This is a genomic window from Pseudomonas sp. IT-P4 (assembly GCF_949767755.1).
Lineage (GTDB): Bacteria > Pseudomonadota > Gammaproteobacteria > Pseudomonadales > Pseudomonadaceae > Aquipseudomonas > Aquipseudomonas monachiensis.
Genome location: NZ_CATKPX010000018.1, coordinates 14,407 through 37,742, shown reverse-complemented (window position 1 = coordinate 37,742; position 23,336 = coordinate 14,407). Strand labels below are relative to the sequence as shown.

Genomic DNA, 23,336 nt, shown 5'->3' with positions numbered 1-23,336 from the left:
AAAGATCGCAGGCTTCGCCAGCTCCTACGGTTTGAATCCCTGCCCCATCAACCAACTCCTGACCATCCTTCCCTGTTCAGCCGTCAACCCGGCCAACACCTGCTCAGCCGATTCACTGCGCAACCGCCGCACCAACGCCGCCACCTCAACCCCATGCACATGCCAGATGCCCAACGGCTGATCCGCGGTGATCACCACCTCGACCTCATCGACCAGCCCATCACGCAACACCGGCGCCTGCTCAATCCTCAACCCATTGAAATCCGCCTCGGCATGGGCCACCTCGGCGTCCGGCCAGTTCCGTCGCGCCTGCCAGAACGGCTGATCCGGCCAGCGCTGCTCATCGGCATAAAAATCCCGGCCGATCCGGGCAAACCGCAAAAACAACTGTTCCACCCGCTGCTGGTGAAAACGCTGGGCCAGAGCCGCCCGTTCGGGTTTGCACAGCAGCGTGTTGATCACCGCCGGTGCCTGCAACGCCGAAGACAGGGACTGAAAGATCCCGTTGCCCGACAACGGGTCCACCGCCATGGCCGCATCGCCGACCCGGATCCAGTTTTCGCCACACACCTGCGGGCTCAGAATCGCTGTGCTGCTGCGAGCGTGCAGCTGTAGATCAGCTTCCGTTTCGCCGGCAAAAAATGCCGTGGCAAGCTTCGAACCCTGGCGCCGCTGCTGGCAGTATTCGAGCAACATGGCCTTACCCGGCAACCTGGCGCTGGCCACGTCCACCGTCCATTGCCAGTAACACTGGCCGTCGGCGCGCCGCGCCATCCATGCCCAGCCGTCCTTTAGGCTTTCCACGGCGCTGGCGGTGCTGCCCGGCGAGCCCTGCCAGCGATTGAGCAGGCTGACCGTCTCGGGCCCACGCATGCCCTTGCCGATAGCGGGGGCCTGACGTCCTCGGGCTTCCACGAGAAACGGCGCGAGCAACGGTTCGCGGCCGTCGATTTCGATTCGATGACCATTGGCCGATGACTGAACCGTCAGCACCCGGCCTTCGATCAGCTCGACCCCCGCCAGGTGCAAATCCTCACGCAGGCCTCGATCAAAAACCGGACGGTCGAGCAAGTATTCGATGTTCTGCGCGTGGTGTTGGCCATTCCACGAGACCTGGCGTTGAGAAGGCAGCGTCGCCTGCGCCAACGCCTGATGCAGGCCCGCGCCGCGCAAAGCCTCCAGCACCCGCACGGACACGCCTTCGAGCGCCGCAAACCGGCGCCATTCGCTGATCAGCGTGACGCCATGGCCCAGTCGCCGGAGTCCAAGCGCGACAGCAGCGCCGGCCGGTCCGGCGCCCAGAATGACGATGTCGGTCATGGCCCGAAACGCCGTTCAGGGCCACGGTAACGGGCATGGTCGCGCAACCACTCGATGACTTGCGCGTTGCTGGCGTCAGGCTGTTCGGCGAGGAACCCGGCGATGTGCCCGCTCAAGGCGGCACAACCGAGGCTCGCCCCGGATTGCCCCGGGTAGGTGCCATGCACACAGGCGGCGAAATCCGCCTGGGCGCTGTTGAGCCACGACCATTCCTGCTCGGCGCACCGCGCATCGCCGGTCACCCGCACCACCTGCGGATAGTTTGCCGGAAACACGCCTTCGCCCTGGGCCGGGCTCGACGCACACAGCAACACGCCCCGCGCCACCGCCGCCGCGCAGGCCGCGCGCAACAGGCTGCGATCCTGGCGCAGGCCAAGGCTCAGATTGATCAGTCGCACGTCCTGCGTCAGCAGCCAGTCAATCGCCGTGGCGATCTGCAAGGCGCTGGTGACACCGCGCTGGTCGAACACCTGCGCCACGCAAAACAGTGCCGAGGGTGCTCGCCGGCCGATCGCCTCGATCACCGCGCTGCCATGCCCCAGCGGATCTTCGCGCAAGTCGCCCTCGGCCAGGCCGTCTTCAAGCAATGAAAAGCGCCGGCCGGCGATCACTTGCACCGTTTGTGCCGCCGAGTGGCCGCTGTCCACCACGCCAATGCGCAACTCAGGTTTCATGCAGCACCGTTTTCGAGGTCAGCACGCCGTCGAGCAATTCGAAGCGCAGATCGGCATCGGCCAGGGTTGAGGGGCGATGGCTGATCAGGATGCGCGTACGCCCGGCAAACAAGCGGTCGATGGCGTCGATGACTTCGCGCTCGGTGGCCTCATCCACCGCGGACGTGGCTTCATCGAGCACCAGGATCAAAGGGTCTTGCAACAGCGCCCGGGCAATCGCGATGCGTTGCTTCTGCCCACCGGACAACTGCTGGCCCCGCTCGCCCAAGGGGCTGTCGAGACCTTCGGGCAAGGACTCGATGAGGCTGTCGAGTTGCGCCAGTCGCGCTACGTCGGCAATCGCCTCGCGGCTGGCATCCGGCACCGCGTAGGCCAGGTTGTCGGCGAGGCTGCCGCGAAACAACACGATGTCCTGGCTGACGATGGCGATGCGCCGACGCAACTGGAACAGGTCCAGTTCGCGCAGATCGACGTCGCCCAGCAGTACCCGGCCCGATTGCGGATCGTGATGACGTTGCAGCAGATCGATCAGGGTGGATTTACCCACGCCCGAGCCGCCGCTGAGGGCCACTTTCAAACCGTAGGGAATCCGCGCTTCGATGCCACGCAGGGTCAATTGGCGGCCGGGATGGGCGAAGTGCACGCTGTCGAACCACAGATCGCCGCCAGTGGGCATCGCCCGTGGCATGGCGGGTGTCAGCACGGTCGGTTGTTCGCCGCGCAACTCCATGACCCGGCCGAGGCTGACGGTCATCCGCTGGATCGCGACGTAAAGCCCGAGCAGACTCTGCACCGGCCCCACGGCCATGCCCAGGTAGGTGGAAAACGCAATCAGGGCGCCGAGTTGCCAGGTGCCCTGCACCACCCAGTAACCGCCGATCAAGAATGCGCAGGCCCGGGACAGCGAGGTCAGGGTACCGGGCACGGCCTGGGTGAAAAACTCGGTGACTTGCAGGCGCAGCAACTGACTCATGTAGCCTTGCCCCAGCGTCTCGAGGCGCCGTGCTTCGCGTTGCTGTTGACCGGCGGACTGGATGAACTTCATCACCGGCAGGGTCTCGACCATGAACGACGACATGTCCGCCGAACGCTCGCGCAACTGCCGCACATCGCGCTCGACCTTGCGCCGCATCCAGCGCAGCCAAAGGACATCAAGGGGAATCAGCACCAGGGCCAGCAGCGAGAGTTTCCAGGACAAGGTCAGCAGCATCGCCACGGCCACCACCAGGCCGATCACGCTGGACACGGCCGAGAACAGCGAGTCCACGGCAAAGCGCTGGATTTCCGCGACGTCGCCATCGAGGCGCGACATCAGGTCACCAATGCGCCGCTGGCCGTAAAAGCTCGGCGACAGGGTTTGCAAGTGTCGGTACAGGTCATCGCGCAGGGCAAATAGCATGCGCCCGGACAGGCGCGTGTGCAGGTAGCGGTTGATGCCCGAAAGCGCCGTGCCCAACAAGCCGGCAACGATCATCAGCCCGGCGATCAACACCAGCATCGGGAAGTTGCGCGCCAACAGCCCATCGTCGATCAGCAATTTGGTCAGCCACGGTTGCACCAGCACCAGCGCCGAGGCGCAGACCGACAAACCCAGCAGCCCGGCAATCGCCAGGCGATGGGGTCGCACAAAGCTGTACAGCCAGCGCAGTGACGCTTGCAGCGCCTCGGGGTTCTGGCTGTCGATCAGCCGAACGATCAGGCGCTGCATCACGAACGCAACTGTTTGAGCTTGCGATACAGGGTCGCGCGGCTGATGCCCAGGGCGTCGGCGGCGGCCGAGACGTTGCCTTGGTGCGTGTCCAGGGACTGACGAATCAGCTCCAGTTCGTTTTCCCGGATGCTGCCGGCCTGGGGCCGTTCGCTGGCGGTCAACTCGTCGAGCATGCTGTCGGGCAAGTGGTCGAGGGTCAGCACGGTGTCACCCGGTTCGCGCATGGCCAGCGCGGTGCGCAGGACCATCTCCAGTTGGCGGATGTTGCCCGGCCAGTGATAGCCGCTGAGCAAGCGATCGAGATCATCGTGCAGGACCACGGCGGGTGCGCCCAGTGTCGTCAGCATGCGAGTGACCAGCGCGCCGAAATCCTCGCGTTCGCGCAGGGCCGGGAGCATCACGCTGATGCCGTTGACCCGGTAGAACAGGTCCTCGCGAAAGTGTTTTTCTTCCACCAGACGCTTGAGGTCGCGGTGGGTGGCGCAGATCAGCGCGACGTCGATGTCCTGCTCTTCGCCAGCGCCCAGGGGCGCGACCTTGCGATCCTGCAACACCCGCAACAACCGGGCCTGCAAGGCCAATGGCATGTCGCCGATTTCATCGAGGAACAAGGTGCCGCCATGGGCCTGCTGCAAGCGCCCGACCATGCCGCCCCGGCGTGAACCGGTGAACGCGCCTTCGCGGTAGCCGAACAGTTCCGACTCGATCAGGCCTTCGGGAATGGCCGCGCAATTCACCGCCACGAAAGGTTTGTCGCAGCGCGCTCCGGCCATGTGCAGGGCGCGGGCGATGACCTCTTTACCGGTGCCGGTTTCGCCCAGCAACAAGACCGGTAACTCATTGGCCAGGCCTTGACGGGCCATGCGCAAGGCACGGGCGTAGCGGGTATTGCTGCCGGCCAGCGCCTCCAGATCCGGTGGCGCCTTGGGTGTTTTCGCCGCGGTGCGCGGCGGGCTGCTGACGTTGATCGAGCGTTGCGGCGCGCGCAGGGTCTTGTAGAAGAACTCACCCTTGGCGGTTTGCAGACTGCCGGCCCCGCCCTGATGCAGACGCGCCAACAACTGCAGGCCATCGACGCCGAGAAACTCCTCGCAGCGCCGACCGATCAGGGCCGAGCGCTCGGCGTGAAGCAACTGGCAGGCCTGGGCGCTGACCGCGAGGATCTGCCCGCCGAGGCTCACGGCCAGCAGGCCTTGCCACGGGGATTCCAGGTATTGCCTGCGGCTGTGGAAAGCGAGGACGATTTCGTCCGGATAGCTTGAGTTGAAGATGCGGCTTTCGATCTGGCTGACCGCCATGGCCAGCAGCGCGGTGCTGTCGTGGGCTCGGCCGAGCGGGCCTTCGCGGGTCAGGTCGAGGACGCCAAGAATGTCGCCCTGGGGGCAATGGATCGGCACCGACGTGCAGGAAAAATCACTGAGGCGGTCCAGATAATGTTCGCCGCAATCGATCAGGGTCGGCCGGGCTTCCACCAGTGCCGTGCCCAGGGCGTTGGTGCCGCGCACCGCTTCGCTCCAGCAGGCGCCGAGGGTGATGTCCTGCAGGCCACTGCCCTTGAGACGGTCGGCACGGCCTTCGACGGCGAGGATGGTGGCGTCGGAGTTGGCGAGGATGATCAGCCCTTCCTTGCCCTGACGCTCGGCCAGGTAATCGATGGCCGGCAGCGCGGCGTCGATCAGCAAGCGGTTGCTGGCCAGCAGCACGTCGAGGCTGGCACTCGATTCCAGCGCCAGCTCATGCTTGGCATTGAAATGCACGCCATGGCTCAGGCTGCGTCGCCACGAGGCATCGATTTCCGCACGCAGGACGCCATCCGGCACTTCGCCTTCCAGGTGCAGCTTTTCCCGGGCCAGCCGGGCTTCGCGATGCAGTTTGGGGGAGTTTGTTTTTATTGGCGTCATCAAGCGCTCCGGGTCATCCACCCTGCGCCTTCATACGTCGGCGCCCTGGAGCAATCTTTACGTTAACGTAAGGGCTATGGCAAGTGCCGTAGGGCGCTTGTAATTCACCAGATAGACCGAGTTATCGTTCTTCGCGAGCAAGCCCGCTCCCACATTGTCCGATGTTGACCACACATTTTTGGTTCAACACGATCAAGTGTGGGAGCGGGCTTGCTCGCGAAAGCGATTTCCCAGGCGCAGAAAAAAATCAGCGGTGCCAGACCTCAGGCCCGACAAAAAACGCCTTGGCATTTTCCTCCAGACTCTCCAGGTGATACCCGCCCTCCTGCACGATCAGGCACGGCAACCCCAGGCTGCGAATCCGCTCACCGAGCACGCCGAACCCTTCGCGGGTCACCGCCACTTTGCTCTGCGGGTCCAGTTCGAAAATATCGAAGCCCAGGGACAGCACCAGTACCTCGGCGCCAAAGTCCGTCACCGCCTTCAGCGCCACCTCCAATTGCCCGAGAAAATCCGCCTCGCTGGCGCCATGGGCCATCGGCAGGTTGAGGTTGAAACCCTCGCCCGCCCCGACACCACGCTCATCGGCAAAACCTGCGACGCCCGGATAGAAGTTGGTCGGATCGCCATGCACCGAGACGTAGAGCACGTCTTCGCGATCGTAGAAAATCTCCTGAATCCCCTGGCCGTGGTGCATGTCGGTATCCAGCACCGCTACCCGCGAGAACCCGGCACGCAAGACCTGCGCCGCCACCGCCGCGTTGTTCACATAACAGAAACCACCCGCTGCTTCGGCCCGGGCGTGATGACCCGGTGGACGGCACAGGGCATAGGCTGCCGGCTCGCCATCGAGCAATGCCCGGGCGCCGGCGATGGCGCTTTGCGCCGACCAGTAGGCCGAACGCCAGGTCTGCTCGCCCACCGGGCAGCTGCCATCGGCCAGATAGCACGCGGCTTGCGCGAGAATCCCGCGCAGGGCATTGGGTTCGCGGACAAAGATGTTCGACATCACTTCGTCGCCCCAATCCTCGGGAATCTCTTTCCAGCGCTGATGGGCCTCCTGCAAAAACGTGAGGTACGGTGCGCCGTGCACCGCCAGCAGCGGATCGAGCCCGGCATCGACCGGTTGCTCGACCTTGAAACCCAATGCATGAGACGCCTGCACCAGGCGCTGCGCACGCTCCGGCACTTCCTGCGGCGTACGCATCTGGCCACGGGAGTAGTAACTGCGAGGATGGTGGAGCAATTGTTCGGGGTGGAAAAAACTGCGCATGGAGTGATTACCTGTCAGTTAACGAAAATCTTGAAACCGGACACGCACTACTGTGGGAGCGGGCCTGCGTTCAGTCGATTTTTTCGGCGCGTGCCAACACCGCGTTGAGCAGCACATCTGTGCCCTGGCGCACATCCTCGGGCAGCACATCTTCGGCTTCGTTGTGGCTCAGGCCGCCCACGCAGGGGATGAACACCATGGCCGTCGGGCAGTACCGCGCCAGGTGGATCGCGTCATGTCCGGCGCCGCTGACGATCGATTGCTGAGCGTAGCCCAGGGCGTCCACGGCCTGTTGCACCGCCGCCACGCAGTCCGCGTCGAACGGTGTCGCCGGGCTGATCCAGTGCGGGGTGATCGCCAGTGTCAAGCCGCGAGCGTCGGCTATCGCCTGCAGCCGCGCACGGACTTGTTGCTCCATCGCCTCGATGGTTTCATCACGGTGATGACGCAGGTCGACAGTGAAGTTCACCAAGCCCGGAATGGTGTTGCGCGACGATTTGTTGATGCTCAACTCACCGACCGTGGTCAGGCCTTCGGGGGCGAAGTCCGCCGCCAGGCTTTCGATGGCCTGGATCATCTGCGCCACACCGTACAGGGCATCCTTGCGCAGGGGCATCGGCGTGGTGCCGGCGTGGGCCGCCATGCCTTCGACCCGTACGTCGAGCCAGCGAATCGCCTGGCCGCCGCTGACCACGCCGATGCTCTTGGCGTTGTCTTCGAGGATCGGCCCTTGTTCGATGTGGGCTTCAAAGTACGCATCCACCGCGCCGCCCAGCGGGCGCGCGCCGGCATAACCGGTGCGTTGCAGCGCCTCGGCGACGCTGATGCCATCGATGTCGCGCACCGCCAGCGCGGCATCCAGCGCCATGATGCCGGTGAACACCGCCGAGCCGAACATCGCCGGGGTGAAGCGCGCGCCTTCTTCGTTGGTCCACACCGCCACCTCCAGCGGCTTGCGGGTCTGGATGCCCAGATCGTTCAGGCAACGCACCACTTCCAGGCCGGCGAGCACGCCGTACACGCCATCGAACCGCCCGCCTTCGGGCTGGGTGTCGAGGTGGCTGCCCATCATCACCGGTGCTGCGTCAGGGTCGGTGCCGGCGCGGCGAGCGAACAGGTTGCCGATGGCATCCACGCTCAGGGTCATGCCGGCTTTGCGGCACCAGTGGGCAAAGAGTTCGCGGCCGGCCTTGTCCTCGTCGCTCAGGGCCAGGCGGCAGCTGCCGCCACGGGCGGTGGCGCCGATTTCGGCCATCGCCATCAGACTCGCCCAGAGGCGTTCACCATTGATCTTCAACATGTGTTTCTCCAGGAAATTCAGCTCAGGCCTTGGCCAGTTCCATACGTTCGGCACTGGCATGGCGACGGGCAAGGGACAGCACACACAGCAGAGAAGTCGCGGCAATCAGGCTGTAGAACACCGCCATCGGCCACCACTGGCCGGCGAACCTGTGCGCCAGCATCGTGCCGATCAGCGGCGTCAGGCCACCGGCCAGCGCGCCGCAAATCTGGTACGCCAGAGAGATCGCGGTGTAGCGCACACGGGTCTCGAACATACCGCTGACGTAACCGGCAATCACCGCGTAGAACGACGCCATGCACACCACCGCCAACGCAATGCCGAGGATGATCAGCGGCGCCTGGGCCGAACTGACCAGCACGAACATCGGGTACGGCGAGGCCATGGCCAGCAGCGAGACCAGGCACAGGAAGCGGGTCGCGCCAATCTTCTCGGCGACCCAGGCCGCCAGCGGCTGAATGCAGAACTGGATGATCGCGACGAAGAACAGGCACTCCAGGATCAATGAGCGCGGCAGCTCGAGTTGCTGGGTGGTGTAGGCGATCATGAAGGTGTTGGTGAAATACACCCCGGCGATCCCCAGGGTGTTGGCGCCGATGCATAGCAGCAATGGACGCCACGCTGTGCGCAGCACTTCCATGACCGGCGCCTGCTCCTTGCGCTGGCTTTTGCCGGCCTGCTCGCGGCTGGCAAGAAACTCCGGCGATTCATTGACCCCCAGACGAATCGCCAGGCCCACCAGCAGTAACAGCGAACTGGCGAGGAACGGCAAGCGCCAGCCCCAGCTCATCAGGTCCTCTTCCGGTAACCGGGTGACGGCGCTGAAGGCCAGCAGCGACAGGATCAAACCCGCCGGGCTGCCCAGTTGCGCAAACGAGGCGAAGAAATTGCGCCGGCCTTTCGGCGCATGCTCGCCGGCCATCAACACCGCACCGCCCCACTCGCCACCCACGGCGATGCCCTGGACGATACGCAGCACAATCAGCAGCACCGGCGCAGCGGCGCCGATTTGCCCGTAGGTCGGCAGCAAACCGATGCACACCGTGACCACGCCCATCATCAACAAGGTGATGATCAGCGACTTCTTGCGGCCGATGCGGTCACCGATATGACCGAAGACAATCCCGCCCAACGGCCGCGCAAAGAAACCCACGGCAAAGGTGCCGAAAGCGGCCATGGTGCTGAACAGTTTGTCGTCGGAGGGGAAGAACAGCGCGCCGAACACCAGCGCGGCGGCGGTGGCATAGATGTAAAAGTCGTACCACTCGATCATGGTGCCAATGAAGGCAGCGGCTGCCGCACGGCGCGGCTGGGACGAAGCGGGAGGCTTCATGGGGGGACTCCTTTGGTTATTTTTCTGGCAGGAGAGAAACGGCAAATCCGCGGCGCTCTGACGGCGCCGGTCTGGGGATGATTTTTCGTTTCGGGACCATGATTAGTCAATTTTCTATTTATTATTCGAAGTATCACCCAAGCTTATAATTGAGGGTGGCACCCTTCTCTACAGGGCAACACACGGCCAAAAAAGCCCCCCTCAGCGGCGCGGTGTCGATTGGGCGTCTTCAAAACGATGCCGTAGTGATGGCATCTCTCGCCAATATCCAACGTAGACACGTTCCGGCCGATAAAACCTGTCCTGGCCAGCGCTATAAGTAGCAAGCTATTTGTTGATGAAAGTCTGAAGTATTCTTTTGAACTTTCAGATTCTTTCAGTGCGCGGCCTGTGCCTAACATCGACTCCACAGCGAACCAGCCTCTTGGCAGCCTGGCGCCGTCGAAGTGCATTTGCAGTAGGCCTTGGGATTTTTGAGGATCACCGATGAAGCTGGAAATTTTCCGCACGCTGTGGGGTTACACCGCCAGCAAGGCCCAGGCGCTCGAGGAGTTGCTGCAAGCGGGCTTTGACGGGATGGAGGCACGCCTGCCACTGGACGCCCGTGAACGGGCCGAGTTTGGCGCCTTTCTCCAGGCCAATCGCCTGGGCTATATCAGCACGGTCTTCACCGCGTACGACGTGCTGCCGGACCAGTCGGCAACCCCTGCCGTCCACCTCAATGATCTCGATCAAAAACTCGCCTGGGCCGCTGAACTCGGCCCGCGCTTCGTCAATGTGCTGGCGGGCAACGATCGCTGGTCCTTGCCACAACAAGTGGAGTTTTTTGGCCAGGCGCTGGATCTGGCGCGCAAGCACGGCCAGGTCTGCAGTTTCGAAACCCACCGCTCGCGGTCGCTGTTCAACCCCTGGGTGACCCTGGAGTTGATCCGGCAACTGCCCGAGCTGTTGTTCACCAGCGACATCAGCCATTGGGTGGTCACCTGCGAGCGCCTGTTGAATGACCCGGCCGATGACCTGAGCGCTTTCATCGAGCGGGTTCACCATATCCAGGCCCGGGTCGGTTATGACCAGGGACCGCAGGTTCCGCACCCGGCGGCTCCGGAATATGCAAGGGAACTGGCCTTCCATCAGCAGCACTGGGAAAGCATCTGGCGCTCGCAGCAAGCCCGCGGTTACCAGGTTAGCACCCTGACCCCGGAGTTCGGCGCCGACGGCTACCTGCATCACCTGCCCTTCACCAATGTCCCGGTCGCCGACCTGTGGTCATTGAATGTGTGGATGGGCCAGACCGAGCGTGAACACTTCGACCGTTTCAGCCATTCAAGCCATCCTTAGGGAGCCGATGCGACATGCCTGACAACAAAAACAACAGCGCAAGCACTGACACTCACAAAGCCAACTTCAATAGCATCCCGGTGGTCAACATCGCCGGCCTGTTCAGCGTTGAACTGGAACACCGCCTGGCCGTCGCCGAACAATTGGGGCGCGCCGCCAGCGAGGTCGGGTTCCTCTACATCACCGATCACGGTATCGACCCGCAACTGATCGCCAACCTGCGCAAGGCGGCCAAGGACTTTTTCGACCAGCCCCTGGACGCCAAGATGCGCCACTACATCGGCACCTCGCAAACCCACAAGGGCTTTGTACCCGAAGGCGAAGAGGTCTATTCCAAGGGCAAGCCAGACCACAAGGAAGCCTTCGATGTCGGCTTCGAAGTCCCGGCCGATGACCCGCTGGTGCTGGCCAACACCCCATTGCTGGGGCCCAACGACTGGCCACGGCTGCAAGGTTTCAAGGCCTCGGTGCAGGCCTACTATGAAGCCATCTTCGCCCTGGGCCGGCGACTGTTCGGTGGCTTCGCCCTGACCCTGGGCCTGGAAGAAAACTATTTCGACAGCCTGGTGACCCGTCCACCGTCCAAGCTGCGCCTGATCCACTACCCCTTCGACGGTGCAGCCCATGACGCACCGGGTCTTGGCGCCCATACTGACTACGAGTGTTTCACCATCCTTTTGGCCGACAAACCGGGCCTTGAGGTGATGAACAATCTTGGCCAATGGATTGATGCCCCACCGATTGCCGATGCCTTTGTCGTCAACATCGGCGACATGCTGGAAGTGATGACGGCAGGCGCTTTCGTTGCCACCGCGCACCGGGTACGCAGCGTGAAGGAGGAGCGTTATTCCTTTCCGCTGTTTTATGCCTGCGACTATCACACCCAGATCAGACCGCTGCCCGGGTTCGCCCAGGCAGGCAACGACTACGAAGAAATCACCATCGGCGAACACATGTATGGCCAGGCGCTGCAGACCTATCAATATCTGCGCCAGAGGGTGGCCAACGGGGACGTTCAACTGCCAGGCAAGGCACGAAAGCCCGCCAGTTTCGGACATTTGAAAAATCAGGCCCAACCGTCCTGATTGAAGTTTTCAGCTAATCCCCTACCTACGCCGGAGTCAGCACATCATGAAAAACAACAAGAAAAACCTTTTGAGCCTGGCTGTATTGGCAGCCGGTATGTTCGGTGCCTCGGTGAGCATGGCCGCGGCAGATACGTTCAAGGTCGGCATGGAGATCACCTACCCGCCCTTCGAGTCCTATGACAAGGACAAAAACGTGGTGGGCTCCGACCCCGAACTGGCAACGTCACTGGCCAAGCACATGAACGCCAAGGTGGAGTTCGTCGACACCAAGTTCCCGAGCCTGATCCTGGGCCTGAACTCCGGCAAGTACGACGCGATCATTTCCGGCATGTACATCACACCGGAGCGCCAGACCCAGGCCCAGACCATCGCCTATGCCAACACCGGTGCCGCGGTCATGGTGCCCAAGGGCAGCGAGATCAATGCGAAGAAGCCTGAAGACCTGTGCGGCCTGAAACTGGGTCTGGAACAGGGCACCACCTGGGTGAAGGAGTTCAAGAAGCTCTCTGACGAATACTGCGTGCCGAACAACAAAGGCGCGATCACCGTCAGCGAGTACCCTTCGGCACCCGAAGTGACCCAGGCCCTGCTGTCTAAAAACATCCAGGCCCAGGTTGAAATCGCCGGCGCGGCAAAAATGATCGCGGAAAAGACCAACGGCCGGGTAGTGATCACCACCGAGCATCCGATTTATCAACAAACCCTGGGCATCTTCGTCAAGAAAGGTAACGACGAAACCTTCCAGGCCGTGCAAAAGGCCTTCGAGGAGAGCAAAAAGAGCGGTGAATACGCGGCAATTCTCCAGAAATATGGCCTGGAAGAACCGACTGCCAACTAAGAACCTGTCCTTGTAGTCTGGTCATCTGCCTCCCCTGCTCCGGGGCGGCAGATCGAGGTGCCCCATGCAATTCGATTGGTCGTATTTCTTATCCCTGTTCTCCCTGCCGGACTTCTGGAAGGCCTGCGTCACGGTGGTCCAGCTCAGTGCCCTGGCCTGGTTCATCGGCATGTTGCTGGGTTTTGTCCTGGCTACGGCCAAGCTGTCCCAGTCGCCCTTGCTGCGCATTCCCGCCGCGGTCTACATCTGGTTCTTCCGCAGCATTCCGTTGCTGGTGCTGGTGGTCTTCGTCTACAACCTGCCGCAATTGTTTCCCGGCAGCGGACCGATTCTGTCCAACCCCTTCTACGCAGGGTTGCTGGCCCTGGTGGTCACTGAAGCGGCGTACATGGCGGAAATCCATCGTGGTGGCCTGATCTCCGTGGCCAAGGGCCAGAAGGAAGCCGGGCGCGCGCTGGGTGTCGGCCTGCTCGGCATGCAACGCCTGATCGTGATCCCTCAGGCTTTCCGCATTTCGCTGCCCACGCTGATCAATGAATACATCACAGTGGTCAAGCTGACCTCGCTGGTCTCGGTCATCTCCCTGACCGAAATCCTCACGGTCGGCCAACGCCTCTATGCCACCAACTTCCTGGTCATGGAAACCCTGGCGGCGGTAGGCGTGTATTACGTGTTGATCGTCACCGTGTTCGGTTATTTCCTGCAGCGCCTGGAGCGCTACCTGGACCTGAACTTCCGCAAGCCGCACACGCTCGACGCGGCCACCATCGCCAGGTTCAAGGCCAGCGCCGAAGCCTTGCCCGACACTGCGCGCAAAGCCGCCGGCAACAACGCGACGCCCATCCTGCAACTGAAGAACATCCAGAAGAGCTATGGCACCCACCAGGTGCTGATGGGTATCGACCTGAATGTCGAATACGGCCAGGTGGTCTCGATCATCGGGCCATCCGGCTCCGGCAAGACTTCGCTGATCCGCACCGTCAACGGCCTGGAAAGCATCGATACCGGCGACATCCTGCTGTTCGGCGAAAAATTCATCGAAGCGTCGGACAAACCCAACAGCACCCGCCTGCGCAAAGGCGTGCGGCACATCGGCATGGTGTTCCAGAACTTCAACCTGTTCCCGCACCGCACCATTCTCGACAACGTCACCCTGGCGCCCCGTTACCACGGTCAGCCGGGCGAGCTGAGTGAACATCGTGCCTATGCGCTACTGGACAAGGTCGGCCTGCTGGCCCATGCCCACAAGTACCCGCACCAGCTCTCCGGCGGGCAGCAACAGCGCGTGGCGATCGCTCGAGCCCTGGCGATGGAACCGCAAATCATGCTGTTCGACGAGCCGACCTCAGCCCTCGACCCGGAACTGGTCAACGACGTGCTGAACGTGATCCGCGACCTGGCCAAAGAAGGCATGACCATGCTGATCGTGACCCACGAAATGGACTTTGCCATGTCGATATCCGACCGGGTCGTATTCATGGAGAACGGTAATATCCAACTGGATGCCGCACCGCAAACCATACGATGCGAAGCCGAAGGAGAACGCGTGCGACGCTTCATGGGCATCAGTACCCGATCGCCGAACCTGTCCGCAACGCTGGATCATGCATGAACAGGCAACCGCTTTCTTCGAACTTCCTTCTTTCAGGAAAACGTACATGAATCTGGGAATAGCAGGACGCTGGGCACTGGTATGCGCCGCCAGCAAAGGTCTGGGAAAAGCCTGTGCACAGGCACTCGTCAACGAAGGCGTGAACGTGGTGATCACCGCACGGGGCGAACAGGCGCTGAATGAAACAGCCCGTCAGCTCAGGGCGATAAACCCTGAAGTGACGGTCATCGCCGTCGCTGGAGACATTTCGACGCCCGAGGGTCGGGCGGCAGCGCTCAAGGCCCACGGGCATTTCGATATCCTGATCAACAATGCCGGGGGCCCTCCCCCCGGGGATTTCCGCGAATGGAATCGCGACATCTGGCTCAAGGCGCTGGATGCCAACATGCTGACGCCTATCGAGTTGATCAAGGCAACGGTCGACGGTATGGCGGCACGTGGATTTGGTCGAATCATCAACATCACCTCGAGTGCCGTGAAGTCCCCTATCGAAAGCCTGGGCCTGTCCAATGGTGCGCGCAGTGGCCTGACTGGGTTTGTCGCAGGGCTTGCCCGGCAAGAAAACATTGCCAGTCGCAATGTGACGATCAACAACCTGCAACCAGGCTCGTTCGACACCGATCGACTGCGTGACAACCTGGTCGCGGCGGCCCAGGAGTCGGGGCAGGACAGTGAGGTGTTCCTTGACCAATGCCGTAGCGAAATTCCCGCCAAACGCTTCGGTTCAGCCGAGGAGTTCGGTGCCCTCTGTGCCTTCGTCTGCAGCAGCCAGGCGGGCTACCTGACCGGACAGAACCTGTTGATTGATGGTGGGGCTGTTCGCTCTAGCCAATAATGGGCAAGAGCTATGTGGGTGTACCCGGGCGATCAGGCTTGAGTTCGCGGCCTCGCCCGGGTGAGCTTTGCTGATCAGGGCTTGCGCGCAATGATCACCTGACTTTTCGCCACCACCGCATCCAGCGCCTGCTTGATCTGCGCCCCCCGTGGTGAAGCCAGGATCGCCTGCCAGGTATCCGCCCAGTGGTTGAGCAACGGATGGTCCGGGTTGCTGAAATCGACCTTGGCTTCCCAGAACAACAGCATCCACATCGACCAGTAGAACCCGTACTGGCTGTGGCTGATCACTTCCAGGCCGGCATCGCTGACCATGGCCTTGAACTGCGCTTCGCTGATGATGCGGATGTGATTGGGCTTCTGGAAATACTCGGCCGCCGCGATATCTTTCTGCAGGTCTTCGGAGCTGGGGTGCGGGACGCTCAGCAGATACAGCGCGCCCGGTTTACCGACGCGCACCAGCTCAGCGAGGAACTGCGCCGGATCGTCCACGTGCTCGATGACTTCGGTGGACACCACCCGCGTGGCGGTCCCATCGGCAATCGGCAGCGGGTTGCAGTCGGTGACGTGGCATTCGACGTCGCGGGCCGGTGTATCGCTAAGGCGCAGGCGGGTCGCTTCGACCTTGGCCGCGTCGATATCAGCGATGATGATCTTCGCCCCGCGCATCCCGCAGAAATGCACGTTGCCGCCGTCGCCGCAGCCAACATCGAGCAGCGTGTCCTCGGGGGTCACCGGGAAACCGGTGAACAGTTCGCCAGTCTGCTGATTGAACCAGCCGCTGAGCATCGCGTCGTGCAGGCCGAGCATGTAGGGATCGACCTTCTCCGCCACTGGCGCCGCGGGCGGTGCCTCTGGCTGCACAGGCGCGGGCGTGCCCGCCGTGAGTTTCTTCAAAAGGCTCAGCATGAGGTGGCTCCAGAGGATGGGACGGCTGTTCGGGAGTTGCCCAGGCGTTTGACCAGCGAGGCGCCGCGGTTGCGCATGGGCATTTCAATGAAGCGATAGTTGAGTTCGCTCAGCAGCACGATCAGGCTGCCAGCCATCAGCAACATCAGAATCGGATGGCCAGCCGGACTGGGCAGCCCGGCAGCCTGTAACCGGAAAATGAACTCACGAACCAGCAAGTAGGCCGGGATATGGATCAGGTAAATCCCGTAGGAGCGACTGCCGACCCAGGTCATCAGGTTCTTGAACATTCCCTTGGGCATCAGGTAATCACGGTTGTAGGACGCGATCCACACCAGCAGCGCACACAACAGCGCAATCACACCGATTCGATAATGGGTAAAGGTGAAACGGTCCGTTGCCATGAAACCGAGCACCAGTGCAATGCCGAGCAATGCCGACAAGCCGGCCCAGGGACGACGCAGGAAAGTCGGCTCCCAGCGCCGATATGAAGGCTGCACGCTCCACATCGCCAACAGCACGCCAAGGGCCAGCGCGTCGGTGCGCACCACCATCAGGATCGGCGTGCGCAAGGTCAACAATTGCACAGCCACCAGCGCCAGCAACGCCCACACCAGGTGCTTGCGAAACAGCACGATCATCAGTGGAAACAGCAGGTAGAACTGCTCTTCCAGCGACAGGCTCCAGTAAACGAAACTGGTGCCGTACTCGTAGCGATAGAAACTGTCGGCAAAGCGGAAGTTGGCGTACTGGGCGATGCCGGCCAGCGTCGCCTGAATGTTCGCGTGCAGGGTACCGAACGCGCCGGAGCGGTTGAGGAAAAGGCATGCCAGCAACATCAGCGCCAGCCACAGCCAAGCCGACGGCAGCAATCGAAAGGCCCGGCGCAACCAGAAATTGCGCGTCTGTTGCCAATACTCTTGACCCGTGGTGCAACGGCGCAAGGCCGGGATCAGGCTGCGGGCAATGACGAAGCCCGAGATCGCAAAAAACAGATCCACGCCCCACCACGGCTGGCTGTACAACGTGATGGCCTGGAACAACGGCACAGCCGCCGCGAACAGGCTGTCCTGCAGGTGATGAAACAGCACGCCAAGCACCGCTATGCCGCGCAGCAACTCGATGTCCATGATCCGTTTTTCGTTGCTCATGCGCCCTCCTGGACATGGGGTTTGCGGGCGATGATGACCTGGCTCTTGGGCATGAACCGGTCCAGCATCTGCTTGATCGCCAACCCGTCGGGCTGGGCCAGCAAGTCCTGCCAGGTTTTCGCCCAGCTCTCCATCAGCGGCGGATAGGGCGCCTGAATCCGGTCGCGAACCGCGCCACCCAGTTCACGCCCGGCAGCCCGCTCGCTGGCCCAGAAAAAAATCATGCCCATGACCCAGAAAAACCCGGTGGCTTGACGATGCTCGATGACCAGGCCCGCGTCTTCCACCAGCGCGGCGAATCGCTCGGGGCTGAAAATCTGCACGTGATTGGGCGATTGAAAATAGCTGGCAGGGGCAATGCCTTTCTGCAGATGCTCGCCCACCGGGGACGGTACGCTCAGCAGGTACAGTGCACCGGGGCGACCCATGCGCACGAGTTCGGCCATGAAGGGTTCTGGCTGGTCGATGTGTTCGAGCACTTCCATGCACACGACTTTGCTCGCGCAACCATCGGCCAGAGGCAGCGGCAGGCTGTTGCTGACCAGACCGAGATTCGCTTTATCCGACTGCGCGTCCACTTGCCGCGCCAGGTCGCGGACCTTGTCGTGCTCACTGTCGGTGAAGATCACCGACGCGCCTTGACGCACCGCAAACAAGGTCGCAACCCCTTCGCCACAACCGACATCCAGCAAAGTGTCGTCGGCGGTAATGGCAAAGCCTTTGAGCAATTCGCCGCTGTCGCCCGAAAACCAGCCGTCATGCATTGCATCATGCAAGCCCACGTCTCTTGGCGACACACGGGATTGCTCGACCGGCGACGGCGCGGGCCGTGGCTCGGGTTTCGTCTCTGCAAAGAAACGTCTGACCCATGCGCGAATCATGCCTCAGGGGTTTCCACGGCACGGCTCTCGAACAGGCGCTCAAAAAATACGCCAAGCCGTTGCCCGGCAGTGGCCTGACTGCAGAACTTCCCGAGGCTGGCCACTGCGTGCGCGGACATCTGTGCATAACGCCCGGGATCCCCCTTGGCCACGTCATAGCTTGATTGGTAAGCCCTGCACAACGACGCCCAATTGGTGACGTAGCGCAAGGTGCGAAACGCCCTGCGCGGGTCATGAGGCCAGGCCGTCAGCTCATCGGTGGAGTCAATCAGGAATGCATTATCGGCATCCAGATAATCGATCATCGCCGTGGTCCGTGGCGCCACCGCCGGTTTGCCACAGGACATGAACTCCATCAGCGGAAGACACTGGCCTTCGCCGTAGGACGTGTTAACCACGTAACTGGTGGCTTGCACCAGTTGCTCATAGTCCGCGTCAGCCAGATAGCCGTAAATCAGCACGACCCGGCAGCGGTAAGACTGGTTTTTGTATAAGTGGTGAAGGATATCGGTCAGCGCTTCTTCGGCATCGTGGTGCGTCAGTTTGAGCACCAGCGTTGCGTCGTCCACCTCGCGAAACGTCACGCAAAAGGCACTGAGCATGTCTTCCCAGTTCTTGCGCCCGTCACTTGGGTTGAACACCGAGGTGTAAATCACGCCGTCGAGGACCAACTCGTGCTCACTCGGCGGGGCCTTGAAATCAATACCCGCACCTCGGCGAGTGGCCACGGGGCCGAAGGCTCGCAAGTCGAGTTCGCGGCTGTCTGCCAGTAACCCCTTGAGCGTCAAACGCACCTGACTGGCCAAGGGCTGACGTTGCAAGTGGGCGCCGCGCTCGGAAAAACGGTCCCATACCGGGGCCGGTACCGCGATGACCGGATAGTCGGCGCCCATCGCCTCGCGCACCGCATTCACGGTGTAGCTGGAATGGGTAATCGCCGCACCCGCTGCCCGCAACACCGTGCGCCAGTCATTGAGCGGGTCACCGGCAAAGGGTTCGTTGGGGATGGTGCTGAATTCCCACGCGAACACCGGCAGCGTCGGGCAGGCGAAATTGACCGGCGTGCGATGAGGCGGTGAGAACGACAGGAACACGCACGCTTCACCACGGGACAAACAGTCCATGTACAAGACATCGACTTCGGTCCGCGGGTCGCTGACTTCTACCACTCGCCCCAGCCGCTCCAGCACGGGTCGGTACTCCTTGAGCACGAAGTAATAGCTGTACTCCGAGCGGCCAAGGTTCTGGGCAATGGTGTGCTGGTTGGTTTCCGAATGAATGATGATCAGCATGAGGCGGTATCCGTCACGGTTGCTGTCGGCAAAGCCTGTGGCGCCAGCCCGAAAAAATCCGCCATGCGTTTCTGCACCGGAGCGAAAGCGCAGTAATCGTGCATGCGCTCGACGGCGGCGAGGGACATGCGCTGATACTCCAGCGGTTGCTCCTTGGCCAGGCGGTAGCTGTTTTCGTAAGCGGTTTTCAGCGAACCCCAATCCGGCCGGTAACGCAGGGTGCGGTAGATGATGCGAGAGTCCTGCGGCCAGATGGTCAGCTCCTCGCTGGACTTGACCACAAACGCCACACGTTCATCGATGTAGTCCTCCATGGCCGTGTGATCCGGGGCAATCACCGGTTTACCACTGGCCATGAACTCCATCAGCGGCAGGCACAGCCCTTCGCAGCGCGAGGCATTGACGTAGTAACTGGCGGCCTCGTACAACCGGGCATATTGCGGGTCGTCCAGGTAGCCGTGCATGACCACCACCCGACAGGCGAACGGAGAAAGCTGCGCGAGCAACGTCATCAGTTCGTCGTGGTAGGACGACAGATCGCTTTGGGTAATCTTCAGCACCAGTGTCGCATCAGGCGTTTCGCGGAACGCCCAGCAGAATGCAGTGATCAGTTGATGCCAATTCTTGCGACCGTCACGCGGGTTGAACACGGTGACATACACCACACCGTCAACCTGTGTTTCGACCAGGGCTGTGGTATCCGGCCACTGTCGCGGTTCTGGCTCGGGTACTGCCATCGTCTGTGGGCCGGCGATGGCCGGCAACCAGCCAGCGAGACGCTCATGGGCGGCTTGCGACAACAAGTCGCGAATCCCTTCCCAGTACCACTGGCTTAGAAAATGCGTGCGATGCACCGGGATCGGCAGCGATTTACCTTTGTCCAGGCGCCACATATGCAGGTAATGGCGGGCAATCACCAAGCGGCGCTTGAGTGTCAGCGGCGGTGGCTTCAATGCCTCCAGTTCAGCCTCGAGCGCCGCCAGTTCCTCGGCGGTCGGCACGACGGGAATCAGTGCATCGGCGCTCAGCCCGAGTGTGCGCGTATCGAAGATGCAACCCTTGATGTCCAGGGTCGAGCCGGCGCAGATCGGGACGCTGGTGTGGCGACTACGAATGTCGGCGAAGTTTTCCCACAACGGCGTCGGCAACACCAGTACCGGGAAGTCTTCGCCCATGGCCCGACGAATCGCCCGGGCGGTATGGCTGGAGAGCGTGATCACCCGGCCCTGCCGCGCCAGCATTTGCGTCCAGTCCTGGCGCGGGTCGTTATCCCATTGTTCATCGGGAATCGAATCAAACTCCCAGGCCACCACGCAAATCGTCGGGCACTCAAGGTCGTTCGGGGTTTTCTGCGGCGGCGTAAACGACAGGAACAGACTGTCTTCGCCAGCGGCCAATAATTGTTTGTAGAGCGGATCGACCTCGGCGGTGGAGGACACCACATGCACTCGCCCCAGGCTTTCGAGCACAGGGCGATAGGCCTTGAGCACGAAGTAGTAACTGTACTCGGGACGGCCGAGACTCTGGCTGATGGAGCTGTCGTTGACGTCGGAGTAAAGAATGAAATTCATGGCATCCCACGGTGAGGCCGCCATCCCGGCAGCCTCACGCTATGACGGGGAGGATACGGTTCGAGTCAGTGTTTACTGGCGCTCGCCCATCGTCTTGCTGCCCGTCTTCGTTCTTGTTTTAGTGGTCAGTTTCTCGCAGTTTCGAAGCGACGCTGCCGAACCCCGGATAATCGTGACGAGGGGCATTCTAACCACATCCGTTGAGGATTCGTGAACCGCCCGACGAGAATAAATCAGGCTACGCTGACGAGAACTGGCCAGTCACTATTGGACTTGTTGAAATTGCCGAGCAAATGGCACAGATTGGATACCAAACAACTACAACAAAACATTTCGTCCGTCTTCATGAGTAATCCTGTTGGTTCGTGAGACCCTTCCATTAAGCCTTTAGGAAATGGATGAAATGTATGACCCGGGGGTCGCTGTTGAGAAAACGTCTATTTGTCACGGGTCTGACTGGATTTGTAGGACAACACATCCAATCGCGTTTGCAGGCTGAGAATTCGGAATGGAAGCTGCTGCCTGTTCCTTGCCGCTACGATCTCTCTGCGCCGGACAGCCTTGAAGGCTTGTGGCCGGAAATGCCCGATGCGGTGATCCACCTGGCCGGCCAGACTTTCGTCCCGGAGGCCTTTCGTGATCCGGCGCGCACGCTGAACATCAATCTGCTGGGCACCCTGAACCTGCTGCAAGCTCTCAAGGCGCGCGGCTTCAACGGCACGTTTCTGTACGTCAGCTCCGGCGATGTCTATGGCCAGGTCGCTGAAGAGCATCTGCCCATCACTGAATTGCAACCACCCTGCCCGCGCAATCCCTATGCCGTGAGCAAACTGTCAGCGGAGTTCCTGAGTTTGCAGTGGGGCCTGAGCGAAGACTGGCCCGTACTGGTCGCCCGCCCGTTCAACCACATCGGCACAGGGCAGAAAGACAGCTTCGTCATCGCCAGCGCCGCACGTCAGATCTGCCGGATCAAGCAAGGCCTGCAAGGGCCCCAACTGGAGGTCGGGGACATCGACGTCACGCGCGATTTCCTTGATGTCGGGGACGTGGTCTCGGCTTACCTGGCCTTGCTGGAAAAAGGTACGCCGGGGCAGGTCTACAACATTTGCTCGGGGCGCGAGCAGAGCATTCGCCGCCTGATCGAACAGCTGGCAGATCTTGCCCAGGTCGACCTGCAACTGGTCCAGGACCCTGCGCGACTTCGCCGCGCGGATCAGCGCCGCGTGTGCGGCAGCCCTGCCAGGCTGGTCGAAACCACTGGATGGAAATCTGAAATCACAACACAACAATCCCTGCGGGCGATCCTGTCCGACTGGGAGACGCGAGTACGACAAGTATGACTAAAAGTGCATTGATCACAGGCATCACCGGCCAGGATGGCGCGTATCTGGCCAAGCTGCTGCTCGACAAGGGTTACAAGGTCCACGGCCTGGTCGCGCGCCGCAGCAGCGACTCGCGCTGGCGCTTGCGCGAGATGGGGGTCGAGGCGGACATCGTCTACCTGGATGGCGACATGGCCGATGCCTGTTCTGTGCAGCGCGCGGTGATCAAGTCGGCGCCGGACGAGGTCTACAACCTCGCCGCGCAAAGCTTTGTCGCTGCCTCCTGGGATCAACCGGTGACCACCGGCATCGTCGACGGCCTGGGTGTTACCCACTTGCTCGAAGCGATTCGTCAGTTCAGCCCGCACACGCGTTTCTACCAGGCGTCCACCAGCGAAATGTTCGGTCTGATCCAGGCCGAGCAGCAGGACGAGAACACGCCGTTCTATCCACGCAGCCCTTATGGCGTGGCCAAGTTGTACGGCCACTGGATCACCGTGAACTACCGCGAAAGTTTCAACCTGCATGCCAGCAGCGGCATTCTGTTCAACCATGAGTCTCCGCTGCGCGGCATCGAGTTCGTGACGCGCAAAGTCACCGACGCCGCCGCCCGCATCAAGCAGGGCAAGCAGCAGGAACTGCGCCTGGGCAACATCGACGCCAAGCGCGACTGGGGCTTTGCCGGGGACTACGTCGAAGCCATGTGGCTGATGCTGCAACAGGACAAACCCGACGACTTCGTGGTGGCCACCGGCGTGACCACCACGGTGCGCGAGATGTGCCGGATCGCCTTCGATCACGTAGGCCTGAACTACCGCGACTTCGTGAAGATCGACCCGGCGTTCTTCCGCCCGGCCGAAGTCGAAGTGCTGCTCGGCAACCCGGCCAAGGCCCAGCGTGTGCTGGGCTGGAAACCAAAAACCGACCTGGATACCTTGATCCGCATGATGATGGATGCGGACATGAAACGCGTCGCCAAGGAGTAGGC

Annotated in this window: 19 protein-coding genes; 7 read left to right on the top strand and 12 right to left on the bottom strand. The window is 61.7% G+C overall.

Translation table 11 applies throughout. The annotated features are described in order from the left end of the window. Positions 1–24: 24 nt before the first annotated feature. The 7 genes from ACM6IT_RS04015 to ACM6IT_RS03985 all read right to left on the bottom strand — a co-directional run bounded on the left by ACM6IT_RS04015 (position 25) and on the right by ACM6IT_RS03985 (position 9,512). Entirely contained in the window at positions 25–1,320 is a 1,296-nt protein-coding gene (locus tag ACM6IT_RS04015; protein WP_414917562.1) for a tryptophan 7-halogenase, read from the bottom strand. Further along, positions 1,317–1,994: a S8 family serine peptidase gene (locus tag ACM6IT_RS04010; protein WP_414917561.1), complete on the bottom strand. Its 678-nt coding sequence runs from the start codon at positions 1,992–1,994 to the stop codon at positions 1,317–1,319. The genes ACM6IT_RS04015 and ACM6IT_RS04010 overlap by 4 nt, the downstream gene beginning before the upstream one ends. Next, positions 1,984–3,702: an ABC transporter ATP-binding protein gene (locus tag ACM6IT_RS04005; RefSeq protein ID WP_056722688.1), complete on the bottom strand. Its 1,719-nt coding sequence runs from the start codon at positions 3,700–3,702 to the stop codon at positions 1,984–1,986. The genes ACM6IT_RS04010 and ACM6IT_RS04005 overlap by 11 nt, the downstream gene beginning before the upstream one ends. Continuing rightward, positions 3,702–5,606, bottom strand: coding sequence for a sigma-54-dependent Fis family transcriptional regulator (locus tag ACM6IT_RS04000; protein WP_056722689.1), 1,905 nt, complete (start codon positions 5,604–5,606; stop codon positions 3,702–3,704). The genes ACM6IT_RS04005 and ACM6IT_RS04000 overlap by 1 nt, the downstream gene beginning before the upstream one ends. Positions 5,607–5,853: 247 nt before the next feature. After that, on the bottom strand, positions 5,854–6,879 hold the full coding sequence (locus ACM6IT_RS03995) for a histone deacetylase family protein (RefSeq protein WP_414912853.1): 1,026 nt from the start codon (positions 6,877–6,879) through the stop codon (positions 5,854–5,856). A gap of 70 nt (positions 6,880–6,949) precedes the next feature. Continuing rightward, positions 6,950–8,179: a Zn-dependent hydrolase gene (locus ACM6IT_RS03990; RefSeq protein WP_414917560.1), complete on the bottom strand. Its 1,230-nt coding sequence runs from the start codon at positions 8,177–8,179 to the stop codon at positions 6,950–6,952. Between the two features lie 22 nt (positions 8,180–8,201). Then, on the bottom strand, positions 8,202–9,512 hold the full coding sequence (locus ACM6IT_RS03985; protein WP_414917559.1) for an MFS transporter: 1,311 nt from the start codon (positions 9,510–9,512) through the stop codon (positions 8,202–8,204). Between the two features lie 486 nt (positions 9,513–9,998). Between ACM6IT_RS03985 and ACM6IT_RS03980 the strand changes: the two genes are divergently transcribed. From ACM6IT_RS03980 to ACM6IT_RS03960, 5 genes are all read left to right on the top strand, one after another. Next, the gene (locus ACM6IT_RS03980; RefSeq protein WP_056722702.1) at positions 9,999–10,850 is read left to right on the top strand and encodes a sugar phosphate isomerase/epimerase family protein; all 852 of its coding nucleotides are present in this window, start codon (positions 9,999–10,001) and stop codon (positions 10,848–10,850) included. A gap of 14 nt (positions 10,851–10,864) precedes the next feature. Continuing rightward, entirely contained in the window at positions 10,865–11,935 is a 1,071-nt protein-coding gene (locus ACM6IT_RS03975) for an isopenicillin N synthase family dioxygenase (protein ID WP_056722704.1), read from the top strand. 46 nt (positions 11,936–11,981) lie between these two features. Beyond that, the gene (locus ACM6IT_RS03970) at positions 11,982–12,776 is read left to right on the top strand and encodes an ABC transporter substrate-binding protein (RefSeq protein WP_409079202.1); all 795 of its coding nucleotides are present in this window, start codon (positions 11,982–11,984) and stop codon (positions 12,774–12,776) included. A 64-nt stretch (positions 12,777–12,840) separates the two neighbouring features. Then, the gene (locus ACM6IT_RS03965) at positions 12,841–14,388 is read left to right on the top strand and encodes an amino acid ABC transporter permease/ATP-binding protein (RefSeq protein WP_056722708.1); all 1,548 of its coding nucleotides are present in this window, start codon (positions 12,841–12,843) and stop codon (positions 14,386–14,388) included. Positions 14,389–14,434: 46 nt separating this feature from the next. Further along, positions 14,435–15,223, top strand: coding sequence for an SDR family oxidoreductase (locus ACM6IT_RS03960; RefSeq protein ID WP_223542050.1), 789 nt, complete (start codon positions 14,435–14,437; stop codon positions 15,221–15,223). A gap of 74 nt (positions 15,224–15,297) precedes the next feature. Here ACM6IT_RS03960 and ACM6IT_RS03955 read toward each other — a convergent pair whose 3' ends face one another. Genes ACM6IT_RS03955 through ACM6IT_RS03935 form a run of 5 tightly spaced genes read right to left on the bottom strand, consistent with a single transcriptional unit; the run spans position 15,298 to position 21,026 of the window. After that, positions 15,298–16,131: a class I SAM-dependent methyltransferase gene (locus ACM6IT_RS03955; RefSeq protein ID WP_056722712.1), complete on the bottom strand. Its 834-nt coding sequence runs from the start codon at positions 16,129–16,131 to the stop codon at positions 15,298–15,300. Continuing rightward, entirely contained in the window at positions 16,125–17,282 is a 1,158-nt protein-coding gene (locus ACM6IT_RS03950; RefSeq protein WP_414917558.1) for an acyltransferase family protein, read from the bottom strand. The genes ACM6IT_RS03955 and ACM6IT_RS03950 overlap by 7 nt, the downstream gene beginning before the upstream one ends. Beyond that, entirely contained in the window at positions 17,279–18,163 is an 885-nt protein-coding gene (locus ACM6IT_RS03945; protein WP_056722716.1) for a class I SAM-dependent methyltransferase, read from the bottom strand. The genes ACM6IT_RS03950 and ACM6IT_RS03945 overlap by 4 nt, the downstream gene beginning before the upstream one ends. Further along, positions 18,160–19,455 (bottom strand): glycosyltransferase, encoded by a 1,296-nt coding sequence (locus tag ACM6IT_RS03940; protein WP_414917557.1) that lies wholly within the window; start codon positions 19,453–19,455, stop codon positions 18,160–18,162. Before ACM6IT_RS03940 ends, ACM6IT_RS03945 begins: the two co-directional genes overlap by 4 nt. Continuing rightward, on the bottom strand, positions 19,449–21,026 hold the full coding sequence (locus ACM6IT_RS03935; protein ID WP_414917556.1) for a glycosyltransferase: 1,578 nt from the start codon (positions 21,024–21,026) through the stop codon (positions 19,449–19,451). The genes ACM6IT_RS03940 and ACM6IT_RS03935 overlap by 7 nt, the downstream gene beginning before the upstream one ends. A gap of 425 nt (positions 21,027–21,451) precedes the next feature. On the opposite strand from ACM6IT_RS03935, the gene ACM6IT_RS03930 reads away from it, so the two are divergent. Further along, entirely contained in the window at positions 21,452–22,366 is a 915-nt protein-coding gene (locus ACM6IT_RS03930) for a GDP-mannose 4,6-dehydratase (RefSeq protein ID WP_056722753.1), read from the top strand. Next, on the top strand, positions 22,363–23,334 hold the full coding sequence (gene gmd, locus ACM6IT_RS03925) for a GDP-mannose 4,6-dehydratase (protein ID WP_056722724.1): 972 nt from the start codon (positions 22,363–22,365) through the stop codon (positions 23,332–23,334). The genes ACM6IT_RS03930 and gmd overlap by 4 nt, the downstream gene beginning before the upstream one ends. Positions 23,335–23,336: the final 2 nt, after the last annotated feature.

What these genes read in the sequence shown, in the direction of transcription:
- ACM6IT_RS04000 (WP_056722689.1), bottom strand. Translation starts at nt 5,606, where the DNA reads ATGACGCCAATAAAAACAAACTCCCCCAAACTGCATCGCGAAGCCCGG.
- ACM6IT_RS03980 (WP_056722702.1), top strand. Translation starts at nt 9,999, where the DNA reads ATGAAGCTGGAAATTTTCCGCACGCTGTGGGGTTACACCGCCAGCAAG.
- ACM6IT_RS03950 (WP_414917558.1), bottom strand. Translation starts at nt 17,282, where the DNA reads ATGAGCAACGAAAAACGGATCATGGACATCGAGTTGCTGCGCGGCATA.
- ACM6IT_RS03935 (WP_414917556.1), bottom strand. Translation starts at nt 21,026, where the DNA reads ATGAATTTCATTCTTTACTCCGACGTCAACGACAGCTCCATCAGCCAG.
- ACM6IT_RS03970 (WP_409079202.1), top strand. Translation starts at nt 11,982, where the DNA reads ATGAAAAACAACAAGAAAAACCTTTTGAGCCTGGCTGTATTGGCAGCC.
- ACM6IT_RS03965 (WP_056722708.1), top strand. Translation starts at nt 12,841, where the DNA reads ATGCAATTCGATTGGTCGTATTTCTTATCCCTGTTCTCCCTGCCGGAC.
- ACM6IT_RS04010 (WP_414917561.1), bottom strand. Translation starts at nt 1,994, where the DNA reads ATGAAACCTGAGTTGCGCATTGGCGTGGTGGACAGCGGCCACTCGGCG.
- ACM6IT_RS03985 (WP_414917559.1), bottom strand. Translation starts at nt 9,512, where the DNA reads ATGAAGCCTCCCGCTTCGTCCCAGCCGCGCCGTGCGGCAGCCGCTGCC.
- ACM6IT_RS03995 (WP_414912853.1), bottom strand. Translation starts at nt 6,879, where the DNA reads ATGCGCAGTTTTTTCCACCCCGAACAATTGCTCCACCATCCTCGCAGT.
- ACM6IT_RS04015 (WP_414917562.1), bottom strand. Translation starts at nt 1,320, where the DNA reads ATGACCGACATCGTCATTCTGGGCGCCGGACCGGCCGGCGCTGCTGTC.
- ACM6IT_RS03990 (WP_414917560.1), bottom strand. Translation starts at nt 8,179, where the DNA reads ATGTTGAAGATCAATGGTGAACGCCTCTGGGCGAGTCTGATGGCGATG.
- ACM6IT_RS03940 (WP_414917557.1), bottom strand. Translation starts at nt 19,455, where the DNA reads ATGCTGATCATCATTCATTCGGAAACCAACCAGCACACCATTGCCCAG.
- ACM6IT_RS03975 (WP_056722704.1), top strand. Translation starts at nt 10,865, where the DNA reads ATGCCTGACAACAAAAACAACAGCGCAAGCACTGACACTCACAAAGCC.
- ACM6IT_RS04005 (WP_056722688.1), bottom strand. Translation starts at nt 3,702, where the DNA reads ATGCAGCGCCTGATCGTTCGGCTGATCGACAGCCAGAACCCCGAGGCG.
- ACM6IT_RS03945 (WP_056722716.1), bottom strand. Translation starts at nt 18,163, where the DNA reads ATGATTCGCGCATGGGTCAGACGTTTCTTTGCAGAGACGAAACCCGAG.
- gmd (WP_056722724.1), top strand. Translation starts at nt 22,363, where the DNA reads ATGACTAAAAGTGCATTGATCACAGGCATCACCGGCCAGGATGGCGCG.
- ACM6IT_RS03955 (WP_056722712.1), bottom strand. Translation starts at nt 16,131, where the DNA reads ATGCTGAGCCTTTTGAAGAAACTCACGGCGGGCACGCCCGCGCCTGTG.
- ACM6IT_RS03960 (WP_223542050.1), top strand. Translation starts at nt 14,435, where the DNA reads ATGAATCTGGGAATAGCAGGACGCTGGGCACTGGTATGCGCCGCCAGC.